The sequence below is a fragment of the Thermus hydrothermalis genome (assembly GCF_022760925.1).
Taxonomy (GTDB): domain Bacteria; phylum Deinococcota; class Deinococci; order Deinococcales; family Thermaceae; genus Thermus; species Thermus hydrothermalis.
Map to the genome: position 1 here is coordinate 1 of NZ_JAKTNT010000029.1, position 10,197 is coordinate 10,197.

Consider the following 10,197-nt stretch of genomic DNA (forward strand, 5'->3'; position numbering starts at 1 on the left):
TACACCCCTTGGCCTCTCTCTTGGGGTGGTCCAAATTTGGGGCAGCACTTCAGCGCCATGAGCTCGAGGAGAATGCGAAAAGGCGGTTGGATCAGGTGCGGAGCTATGCCGAGAGCGCCCGTTGCCGTGTGCGGATTTTGTTGAAACACCTAGGTGAAACCTTTGCGGGTTGCGGCTGCTGCGATGCCTGCGGGGGCGATAAGGGTCCCTGGGAGGCGCTGGACAGACTCGATGCAGAGGAACTCGAGCGGGCCTACCGTCCCCGGGATACCCTGCTGGCTTTCTTCGCCTGGGCCGAGGATAACGCCTGGCCCAAAGAAGGGCCCTACATGTATTTGGGCAGGACCAGCACCCTCATGGCCCTCAGGGGCCGGCATAAGAGCCAGAGCGGCTCATTAGGCCGCAAGTATACGGACAACCGCTTCTTCGGTCACCTTTCCTTCATTAAGCCGAAGGAGCTGGAGCGCGCTTTTGATGAGGCGCTAAAGAAAGGGTACCTCGAGATCAAAGACACGTACGAGGGTAAACCCCTATACGGGCTCACCGAGGAGGGCCGCGCTCGCCACGGGCGCAGGATGAAGCGGGAGGCGGCGGATGTCGGAGCTTGAGGAGACCTTAGAGAAGGTGGCAAGAAAGGTCCTCGGACTTCCAGTCGAGGCCCAGGCTTCCCTAGACTCCCTGAAAAAGAAGCTGGAGTCCCTTCCCCTAAACCGTAAGGAACAGCTTGTCGCTCCTATAAGCGTGGCCAAGCCAGCAGCGGTGGGCCCAGCCCAGGAAACAGGTGCTGGTGAGGTGGCTTCGGAGCTTCCATCGGCAGAACCTACCAAGGGGTCAGTGGCGCCAGTGGCCGAGGATCAAAGTCTCTTGCGCAGGCTGCGGGAGTGCGAAAAGAAGTTTCGGAAAAAGGCCGATGAAGCCGAAAAGCTCAGAATCCGCCTGGAAAAGGAACAAAAGGCCGGACGGGAAGCCGAGAGCGCCAGGGGAAGGGCCCTGCAGGAAGCGGCCCATTTGCGTAAAGACCTCGAGCGCCTAAGGAGGGAACTCGAGCAGGTCGGGAAGGAGCTCGAAAGTCTACGCAAGGAGAATGCCGCTCTGCGGGAAGATAAAAAGGGGTTGCAAGAGCGGCTTCGGGAGTATGAGGAGCAAGAGGGCGCTCTCAAGGCCAGGGTGCGCGAACTGGAAGCCGTCCAGGCGCAAAAGGAGCACCTCGAGGCCCAGCTCGCCCAGCTCAAACGTTTCAAGGAAGACCTTCCTGAGCCCTTTCCGCCGGAGGCCCTGTTTCGCGTTTTGGTGCTGGACTACCCCAAGCTAGGAAGCAAGGAAGACGAGCGGTTGGTGAGCCTAATTGAGGGCTACCGGGCCTTGCTCGAGGGGAAGGAGCATCCCGCGCTACGCCACACTAACCGGTGGCTCCTCACAGGTGAGCCCAAAGGGATCGTGCTCGTGGGGTTAGAACGGCTTTTACTGGATCTTGTCAATCTTCCCGTTGCGCGCTGGCTGAGAGTCCACGCCTTTCGCTTAGAGGCCCTGCTTCAGCAAGGGGAGCGCCTCGTTTCGCCCCGGTTGATGGAGGAGTGATGGACTGCGGGGAGCTACGGAAGCAGTTTGAGCAGAAATGGCTGGAGGACAAAGGGCGTTGGGAAGAGGAAAAAAGGGAACTGAAGGAACTCCTGGAAAAAAAGGACGAGGAAATCACAAAGCTGAAGCGAGAGCTTACGGAACAGGGGAATCAAATCCGCGAGCAATGCAGGCGTGAGCTAGAAGCTCTGCGAGCTGACCTCGAAGGGATGCGACAAGCCCATCGTAGGTGTGAACAAACCCTTCTACAGACCCAAAACCTGTTGGAGCACACCCAAAAGCGGTTGGAGACGCTCTCGCAGCCTCCGTTCGGGGAGGATTTTTTCCGCTACTTGCGAAAGCATATCGAGCTTTGGGATCAAACTCTAATAGAGGAGATTTCCCAGTTACATAGGGAAAATCTGGGGTCCTGGTTCAAAGAAACCTGGGCGGAGCGGGAAAAGGCCCTGTCCCAGGTCCTGAGCGCCGAGGTGGTGGACTGGCGCCGGGTGCGTACCGGCCTAGTACTGGAGTGGGCCCTTCTAGCCTGGTTGGAGGGGATACGCGATGGCTGATCTATGGACCCATGCGCTGAACCTGGATCATGCAGTGAAAGAGAGCGGGGTAGCCCAGGCCCGCGTGGCCTTTGAGGATTTCGAAGGGGTAAAGCCCCTCATGCGCCAGGTGTGGCAGGGTGAGCGCTGGAAGAATCTACGGGAACCGGTTCGCTCCCGAGGGGAAGAGTTGGTTCCCGCTCGAGTTCTCCTCGGCTACCTGCGGGGCTACTTTCTTTATCGGGAGGTGCCGGAGAACGACCAGGCCTTCTGGCCGAATTTCTTGAAAGACCTTGGGATCGAGGGGCACCAGCTCCCCGCGCCGGATGAGTACGACCGCCTTTGGGAAGCTTTGCAGTGGCACATCGAGACGAGACCCCACCTCAGAACACACCAGGGGGGCAAGCGGGATTTCATCGGCAGCCTGGACGCGATCTTCCAGTTCAAGGCTCTCCGCCTCAATGCGCTCAAAGATTCCTTCCTGACCTTTTATCAGACCGGGGAGCTTCCCGTGGCGGCCCATCCCTACGAGCAAGTGTTCCGCAGGCTCCGGGAAGCAATGGAAGTTCTCCTGGAGGAAGACAGGCTGACCGTGGATTTATGCGATCAAGGAGCGGTGCTTGAGTTCCTCAAGCAAAGTGGTATCTACTTGGGGGAGCCGAATCCCGTGCGGCTCCTGTTCCACCGCTCCGACCAGGCCCTGAAAGACCTTTATGGGAAGCTGAAAGGAAAGAAGCCGACCTCCAGAAGCACCGGCACGCGTTTCCGACACAAGCAAGTGAGGGTTGAGTGCCTGGAATGCCTGCCGGGGCTTGCGGAAATCCGGCCTGTGCTCACCCGAGAGCCGATACTGGAGGGTTGGAAGGTTTACGGCAAGGTAACGCTGGAAGACGGACGCTTCAAACGATTTTTCTGGGTGCCCAGGTTCACGCCAGAGGGAGAGCCCATAGCCGAGGAGCTGGAGGTCACCTTTGAGGAAGGCGAGATTGTGCGCTTCCGTCTGCACCACAAGGCGTTTGCCCTGCGTTTTTCCCGCGAACGGTGGAAGTTTGGTGAACATATAGAGTTGCGGCCCATTCATTTTGACCCCGACCGAGATCCCCTGCGCTTCTCGCTCGAGTCTGGAGGTGAGCCAAAAGAGCGATTGGAGGATTTGGAACGAGAGATGACACAAGCCTCCATTCCAACCGACACAGTTATCGCTGAGATCAGGGTTGATGGTCGGGGGGACGACTGGCGGAAAATAGCGGTCTTGCCTGTAGAGGTCAGGCCTGACGTGGAGTGTCAAGTGTTACCCGAAGGGCTCTTTGTCCGTACCCGACCTCCGGGCCTCGAGGTGCGGATTCGCGTCTTTTATGGGGAGCGGCTTCTAAGGGAAGAATCTCTAACCACGAAACCCGAGGGGCAATTGGTGGCGGAGGTGGAGCAAATACCTTTACGCATCGAGGTTTGTTTGTTTACCGAAACCCAGTCCTTTGCCCTGGCACCGGCAGGGTGGCCTGAGAGATGGTGGCGGCAAGGCTGGGGCTGGTCTTGTAAGGAATTATGTGTAGGAGTCACCGAGTACCGGGCCCACGCACCGCGCCTCCCATGAGCTACGCCACCCCTAACCCCCGGCTCCACCCCCATGGCCTCCTGTATCCTCTCCTCCGCACATAACGCTCGTACCCCGAGGCCAGTCCCCTGTTTCGCTTCCAGGGGGAAAGAGAGGGGGAATCCAGAAGGTGAGGCTCGAGGCCGTGGAAGAAGACCCACTAGCTTTGGGTAAACTACCCTAACCAAGCGCTAATGCGCTCTGGTTAGGGCTTTCCGAGGAAAGCCGATGGAGAGACGATACCCTCAAAATCCGGGCCGGTTTACAGCGGCCCATGCCCTTCGAGCCTGCTCTCCGGGCAATGTTGTGCGCCGCCACCCAGTCGGCGTTGTGCTGGAAGCCACACCGCTGACACCGGAAAAGGGCCTGGCTCCTGCGGTTCTCCCTGGCCGTGTGGCCGCACCGGGGGCATTCCTGGCTGGTATACTTGGGATCAACGGCTACCACCTGAACTCCCTTGAGCGCCGCCTTGTACTCCAGCAGAAAGCGAAACTTGCCGTAGGGCCAGAGGTTATGCAGGTGCCTTTCCTTGGCCCCTCGCTTGGTGGTGCGTTCTCTGAGACCCGTCAGATCTTCTATCGCCAGGATGTCCCCAGGTTCCAGGCTGTCCACAATACGCCTAGTCAGGGTGTGCAGGGCATGGTTTACAAAGCGGGCCTCCCTTCCCGTAAGCCGTGCCCAAAGGTGCTTCACCCCTTTGGTGCGTTCGGAAGGGCGATCCAGCTTGCTCCGTACTTCGGCCCGCTTCTTCAGGTAGTGCAAGCGCTTCCCCCTGAGGAAGCCGCCGGAAAACTGCACCCCGGTGGAGAGGGTAGCGAGCCCCTTCTGTCCCAGGTCAACCCCCACCACCTTGCCCCCATCGGCGGGCGGGGTAGGAACGTCAAGACGAAGGATAAGGTGGATGTACCATTTACCCCTCGGCCCTTTGGTGAGCACCCCGCCTTGGACGCTCTTGGCTCTTGCCAGCACCCCTCGCTGGTAGTTGCCCAGCTTCATCGGGATGACCATCCGGCCAGATACCGTAGTCAGCGAAACCGACTCAACCCGCAGGGACAGGGTGCGCTGGTCAAAGGTACAGGAGGTGGGTCGGTAGAACGTGGCCCGGCTTCCCCTTTCGCGGGCCACACGGAAGATAGCTTGTATCGCCAGGTTGGCCGAGAGTCCCATCGCCCGGAGGTCCCGGTAAACCAGGCGGTGCAGTTAGAATCGGCGGAACTGCCCCTTCTCCTTAGCCACCCGCAGGACATAGTTGCAGCCCTCGGCAAACCGTTGCACCGTGGCCTCCAGCGCCGCCTCTTGTTCGGCGGTAGGCTTGAGGGTGCAACGAAGGGTGAGAGTCTGCACAAACAAAGTATAGCGAGGTGAGTGGGTTTAGCCGCCTTGCGGCGGCTTGGGGCTCTACCTCCCCGACCAACCGCTACCGCAGTATGGTCGGGGTCTCTCACCCCAGACCCCAATACGATGAAGGTGTGCCGACCAGCTTCAGGGTCCGGATGCCCTTCGGGGAGCATACGGTAGACGGATGCAAAGATATGGGGAAGGTGGCTGGCGTGGCCTGGAGCGCAACCGACCACTTCTAAAGTGAAGCCCAGAAAGTTGGGGGACGAGGGATGGAGATCTTAGGCCTTGTGGGGGTGGACGGAGTGGTTCATCTAATGTCCAAGGACTTTGTGCTCCGTGCGGAGGTGGTGAAGAAGCCGTGCGCTTCCCCCACCGGGCCCGGATGGACGGGAGGGAGGCTCGTGGGGGAGGTAGCCCTCGGGCTAGGGGGCCTTCTCACCTTCCCAGAGCTAAAGGCGCACCACCCGTAGCCGGCCCCGGTAGGCCTCCAGGTGGGCGTCCGTGGTCTAGAGGACCCGGGCCCCCGCCTCCAGGGCCGTGGCCAGGACCAGGGCGTCCACCAGGGGTAGGGCGAGCCCCTGGGAGAGGCGGGCCGCCCGTTCCCCAATCGGCCAGTTGGGCCAAAGGACCCGACATACGGCGGGGATGGCCTCCAAGAGGAGATTCGCATCCTTCTTGGGGAGGGCCCCTTTGTAGGGAGAGGTGCAGGAGCTCCACTAGGCTCAGGCCCGAGACCACGCCCTCCACCCCCTCCACCAGTTCCCCCCAAACGCGCACCGCCTCGGGGTGCCCTTCCAGGAGGCGGAGGAAGAACCCGGTGTCAAGGCCGGTCAGGCCGCCCCTCCTCCAGGAGGCGGTGGGCTTCCTCGGTGGGGCGGACGCGGCCCGCCCGCTCCAGCACCTTCCGCCCCAGGGCGGTGCGCCGCTTGTCCTGGAGGTAGTAAGCGAGGGCCTCCGCGGTGAGGGCGCTCAAGGACTTGCCCTCGTTGGCGGCGGCTTCCCGGAGGAGGCGGGCCAGGTCTTCGGGGAGGTGGACGGTTAGGCGCATATACCCATAAGATAACATCGTCGTACTGAGCTCTCATCACTTTCTTCCCTGGCACAGGGCTGGGCAAAGTGATGAGATCTCGGGTACAGGGTCTATCGACATCAAAGACCTCATACCTGTATGATCCAGGCATGGCCAAGAAACTCACCCCCCTCAGCGAGTGGGCCGCCCAGCGGGGCATGACCTACCACCAGGCCTGGAAGCTGGCCAAGGCTGGCCAGATCCGCACTGAAACGGCGGGGCGCTTTCTCCTCGTGGTGGAGGAGGAAGCCGAAGCGTCTCCGAAGCCCAAGGGCGCCTACACCTTCTTCACCCACGCCGGCGGGGCCGGAAAGACCTCCCTTACCCGGGACCTGGGCTACGAGATGGCCTCCCGGGGGTACCGCGTTCTCCTGGTCGATGCCGACCCCCAGGCCAACCTCACCGCCTGGCTCGGGATGAACGATGTTGACCCGGAGGAAGACACCCTCCTCCGCTTCTACTTCCGGGAAAAGCTTCCCGAACCCCGGCAGGTCCTCGAGGGGCTCGACCTCGTTCCCTCCCACGTGAACCTGGCGGAAGCGGAGGTCAAGCTCGGTAGCCAGTCCCACCTCACCCTTGCCCTGCGGGGCGCCCTCGAGGAGTGGCTCGAGCGCTACGACCTCATCTTCCTGGACTCCCTCCCCTCCTTGGGCCCCCTGGCCATCTCCGCCGCCCTTGCCGGCCAGGGGCTCCTCGTCCCGGTGGAGCTTTCCCGCAAGAGCATCCAGGCCCTGGAAATCGTCCTCCGGGTGGCCGCCAGCTACGCCCGCACCCTGTCCCTCATGCGCCTCTGGTCGGGGGGGAGCTTCATCCGGGCCATCTTCCCCAACCAGGCGGAGGGCACGGTGCGGGACCGGGAAATCATGGATTACCTCCGGGAGGAAGTAGCGTCCATTGTCCCCGTAGCCGAACCCCTCACCCGCCGCCCCGCCGTCTACCGGGAAGCGCAAGCCAGCCACACCCCGGTCCAACTGGTGGGGGATGAGGAAGTCCGGCGCCAGCTCCGCCTCCTGGGGGACTTCTTCGTTGAAGAAGTCCTTCAGGGCGTGAAGGAGGAGGTGGGGGCATGAGCAAGAAACCCCGGGACATCATGGACATCCTCCTGCCCAAGGAGGCCATCGAAGCTTACGTGAAAAGCATGGAGGAGCTCAGGAAGGGACAGGGCGCAACCCCAGGCGCCCGAACCCTTCCCCTCGAGGCCCTCTCCCCCCGCCTCCAGCCCCGCCGCCGCTTTGACGAGGCCTCCCTCCAGGCCCTGGCCGAGTCCATCCGGGCCCACGGGGTCCTGGAGCCCCTCCTGGTCCGCCCCGTGGAGGGCGGGAAGTACGAGATTATCGCCGGGGAGAGGCGCTACCGGGCGGCGGGGATGGCGGGGCTTAAGGAGGTCCCCGTGGTGGTCCTGGAGGTGGACGAGAAGGCCGCCTCCGCCATCGCCCTCATGGAGAACCTCCAGCGTGAGGACCTGAACCCCTACGAGGAAACCATCGGGGTCCTGGACCTCCTGGCTCTGGAGCTCGGGAGGAACAGGGAAGAGGTGGTGAGCCTCCTCCACCGGATGCTCCATGAGAAGAAGGGGCACGTTGCCCGAAACGTTTCGGGCAACCCCGAAGCTCAAAAGGTGGAGGAGGTGTTCCGCCTCCTTGGCCGTATGTCTTGGGAGTCCTTTGTACGAACCCGCCTCCCCCTCCTCACCCTCCCCGAGGATCTGAGGGAGGCCCTCGAGGCCGGCTCCATCCCCTACACCGCCGCCTTGGAGCTCAAGAAGGTAAAGGACGATGGCCTTCGGAGGGCCCTTCTGGAAGAAGTGAAGGCGGGTCTCTCCTTGCGGGACCTGAAGGCTAAGGTGCGGCAGGCCCTGAAGCGGGAGGAGGCCCCTAGGCCCTGGCACCGGGAGGTCTTGGCGAAGCTCGCCAGGGTTGACCTCGAGGCCCTCCCCTCTGATAAGCGGGCTTTGGTGGAGGAGAAGCTAAAGGAGCTTGAAGCGCTCCTTGGGTAAGAGGAGCGTAGGTGGGCGACTTGGATAACCTCAGCCCCAGCTGGGGCAAGGGTTTGGGCCTATCAAGGCATTTCTCCGCATGTGGGTAGACTGTGCTGATCCTGTCAGGTATCATTAGTTCTAACCAGGGGTGCGACTATGGGGAAGAAGCCTACCCGGGTGTTTTCCATAGGGGACCTCGAGGTTTGGGGCGGGTCTCTAGATTTATGCGGACAAGCGGGAGAGCCACCAGACTTCTTTCTCGCGGTAAATGGCAAGTGTCCGGGGTGCGTGCGTGAAGAGGAGGCCCTCATCCTAAACGAAGGGAACGTGGAGCAAGCGTTGCGAAGGTTGCCGGACATGGGTGGGCTTAGGGCCATCGTGGTGGAGTGGCCAGACTACGGGGTGCCAAGCTTCGTCACACGGAGCCACTGGGAAGTCCTAGCCAACTATTTACGGGAGAAGGTTGGGCGCCTCTACGTGGGATGTGACGGGGGCTTGGGCCGTACGGGTACAACTTTGGCCATTTTGGCGGGGTTATGGCGTTTAACGGACTCTCCCGTGACCTTTGTGCGGGAGCGGTACGATCCCCACGCTGTGGAAACGCCCGAACAGGAAGCGTACGTGACCAGCATGATGCCACCAGGACGTTGAAAGGAGTAATGTGCCACCCAAGCGGATTAGTAGGCTCAGCAAAAACGACATTCCCTCAGTGCACGTGACCGCTTGGTCCATGGCCAACCTGAATTTGCTTATCGTAAGGGAACAGTTGGAGGCAGAGTGTGGCTGACAAAAGATGCGGCTTCCACTATAATTCCTACAGAGGCCGTGGACGAGCCATGTGTCGAGGAAATAGGCACATTAGAGTTAGTGCCACCCTTCTTACCCCTAGCGGTCGCCAGCTAAAGGTTTGGCATGGGTTTGATGCTGTGGGGGCAACATGGACGTTGCAGAGTACAAGCTTGTAGTCAAAGAGGTTACATTCTCTATGTGCATATCCTACGTCCGAGGGGACTATAGAGAGCGCCTTAAAGAGCCACCCGATACCACTATTGAGCACGCTGATGGTAAACGGATGAACTACCTCTATGGTAGTCAGGGCTTTAACTGTCGCAGGCAAAACAGACCTACCGTTCAGGGGGTAGCATGCGCACAAATGACATTAACGAGGCCGAAGCCGAGACCCTCATAGAAGAGCACTTGCGTGAGCGCGGATGGAAGCTTGATGATTTCAACGTCACCCGCAAGCACTGGCGAGAGCATCTGGATGGAGAAGAAGCAGATCGTGTCTTTTTCCACGACGGTCGCATTGTAGCGATTCTTGAAGCGAAGAGACCCGGTAAAGACCTCTGGGCCGCATTAGAGCAGGCTAAACGGTACGCCCGTACCTACAAGGAAAATACCGGCTATATCGTGCCCTTGATCTTCGCAAGCGATGGAAAGATTTTTCTCCGCCAGAATTTGAAAGCCAACACACTACCCGAGCGCATCACGAACTTTCCCACCCCACCCGAGTTTTTTGAGTTCTTTCGTCCCCAGGTAGTAGAACTACACGGCACCTTGCGCGACTACCAACGGGTGGCCGTCTCCCAAGTCCTGGCCGCAGTCCAAGCGGGTCGCCGTCGGATGTACCTTCAGATGGCGACAGGCACGGGCAAGACCATCACGGCGGCCGGCATCATTGCCAAGCTCTGGTCTGTGGGGCTTATCAGGAGGACGCTGTTTCTGGTGGACCGGGATGCGCTGGCGGTGCAAACGGTCAAGAAATTCAAAGCCCATCTGGGCGACAACTTTAACATTGATCGGGCGACGGGGGGTAGAGAAGATAAGCATCGCGATGTCCTCGTTACAACGATCCAGCACATGGCCGTGCGAAATAGGTACCAAGAATACGACCCAAGCCACTTCAGCTTGGTCATCCTGGATGAGTGTCACCGCTCTTACTTTGGCGAATGGTACGGCGTGCTTGACTACTTCGCAAAGGGCGGGGCTATTCTTCTCGGTTTAACAGCTACTCCTTCTGATAAAGAGACCGTGAACACCGATCGCTTTTTTAACCCAAGTTGCTACCCAGCCATCTTCTGGGTCAGGAGACTGATGTTATGGG

General features: G+C 60.4%; 10 protein-coding genes and 1 pseudogene. 8 read left to right on the plus strand and 3 right to left on the minus strand.

What is annotated here, in order from left to right; translation table 11 throughout:
• The 4 genes from L0C60_RS12540 to L0C60_RS12555 all read left to right on the plus strand — a co-directional run.
• Positions 1-608 (plus strand): RecQ family zinc-binding domain-containing protein (locus tag L0C60_RS12540; protein WP_243092907.1); only part of this gene is annotated, 608 nt, incomplete at its 5' end.
• Positions 595-1,578 (plus strand): hypothetical protein, encoded by a 984-nt coding sequence (locus L0C60_RS12545; protein WP_243092908.1) that lies wholly within the window; start codon positions 595-597, stop codon positions 1,576-1,578. The genes L0C60_RS12540 and L0C60_RS12545, both read left to right, overlap by 14 nt.
• Positions 1,578-2,132 carry a hypothetical protein gene (locus L0C60_RS12550; protein WP_243092909.1) on the plus strand — a complete coding sequence of 185 codons (555 nt, stop codon included), beginning with the start codon at positions 1,578-1,580 and terminating at the stop codon, positions 2,130-2,132. The genes L0C60_RS12545 and L0C60_RS12550 overlap by 1 nt, the downstream gene beginning before the upstream one ends.
• Positions 2,125-3,705: a transcription antiterminator BglG gene (locus tag L0C60_RS12555; RefSeq protein ID WP_243092910.1), complete on the plus strand. Its 1,581-nt coding sequence runs from the start codon at positions 2,125-2,127 to the stop codon at positions 3,703-3,705. Before L0C60_RS12550 ends, L0C60_RS12555 begins: the two co-directional genes overlap by 8 nt.
• A gap of 180 nt (positions 3,706-3,885) precedes the next feature.
• Here the strand turns inward: L0C60_RS12555 and L0C60_RS12560 are convergent.
• The 3 genes and pseudogenes from L0C60_RS12560 to L0C60_RS12570 form a co-directional block, all read right to left on the minus strand.
• Positions 3,886-5,049: pseudogene (locus L0C60_RS12560) on the minus strand (RNA-guided endonuclease InsQ/TnpB family protein).
• A gap of 503 nt (positions 5,050-5,552) precedes the next feature.
• Positions 5,553-5,702: a PIN domain-containing protein gene (locus tag L0C60_RS12870; protein ID WP_279231983.1), complete on the minus strand. Its 150-nt coding sequence runs from the start codon at positions 5,700-5,702 to the stop codon at positions 5,553-5,555.
• A 164-nt stretch (positions 5,703-5,866) separates the two neighbouring features.
• Positions 5,867-6,094 carry a ribbon-helix-helix protein, CopG family gene (locus L0C60_RS12570; protein ID WP_243092911.1) on the minus strand — a complete coding sequence of 76 codons (228 nt, stop codon included), beginning with the start codon at positions 6,092-6,094 and terminating at the stop codon, positions 5,867-5,869.
• A 131-nt stretch (positions 6,095-6,225) separates the two neighbouring features.
• Between L0C60_RS12570 and L0C60_RS12575 the strand changes: the two genes are divergently transcribed.
• The 4 genes from L0C60_RS12575 to L0C60_RS12585 all read left to right on the plus strand — a co-directional run.
• Complete coding sequence (locus L0C60_RS12575) at positions 6,226-7,185, plus strand: ParA family protein (RefSeq protein ID WP_243092912.1); 960 nt, start codon at positions 6,226-6,228, stop codon at positions 7,183-7,185.
• A 68-nt stretch (positions 7,186-7,253) separates the two neighbouring features.
• Positions 7,254-8,111, plus strand: a complete 858-nt coding sequence (locus tag L0C60_RS12580; protein ID WP_243092914.1) for a ParB/RepB/Spo0J family partition protein — start codon at positions 7,254-7,256, stop codon at positions 8,109-8,111.
• A gap of 339 nt (positions 8,112-8,450) precedes the next feature.
• Entirely contained in the window at positions 8,451-8,744 is a 294-nt protein-coding gene (locus L0C60_RS12990) for a protein-tyrosine phosphatase family protein (protein WP_423247979.1), read from the plus strand.
• 492 nt (positions 8,745-9,236) lie between these two features.
• On the plus strand, positions 9,237-10,197 hold a 961-nt coding region (locus tag L0C60_RS12585; protein WP_243092913.1), incomplete at its 3' end, for a DEAD/DEAH box helicase family protein.

Bases quoted from the DNA above. Each gene is read 5' to 3' on its own strand.
- L0C60_RS12545 (WP_243092908.1), top strand. From the start codon at position 595: ATGTCGGAGCTTGAGGAGACCTTAGAGAAGGTGGCAAGAAAGGTCCTC.
- L0C60_RS12550 (WP_243092909.1), top strand. From the start codon at position 1,578: ATGGACTGCGGGGAGCTACGGAAGCAGTTTGAGCAGAAATGGCTGGAG.
- L0C60_RS12555 (WP_243092910.1), top strand. From the start codon at position 2,125: ATGGCTGATCTATGGACCCATGCGCTGAACCTGGATCATGCAGTGAAA.
- L0C60_RS12570 (WP_243092911.1), bottom strand. From the start codon at position 6,094: ATGCGCCTAACCGTCCACCTCCCCGAAGACCTGGCCCGCCTCCTCCGG.
- L0C60_RS12575 (WP_243092912.1), top strand. From the start codon at position 6,226: ATGGCCAAGAAACTCACCCCCCTCAGCGAGTGGGCCGCCCAGCGGGGC.
- L0C60_RS12580 (WP_243092914.1), top strand. From the start codon at position 7,254: ATGGAGGAGCTCAGGAAGGGACAGGGCGCAACCCCAGGCGCCCGAACC.
- L0C60_RS12990 (WP_423247979.1), top strand. From the start codon at position 8,451: ATGGGTGGGCTTAGGGCCATCGTGGTGGAGTGGCCAGACTACGGGGTG.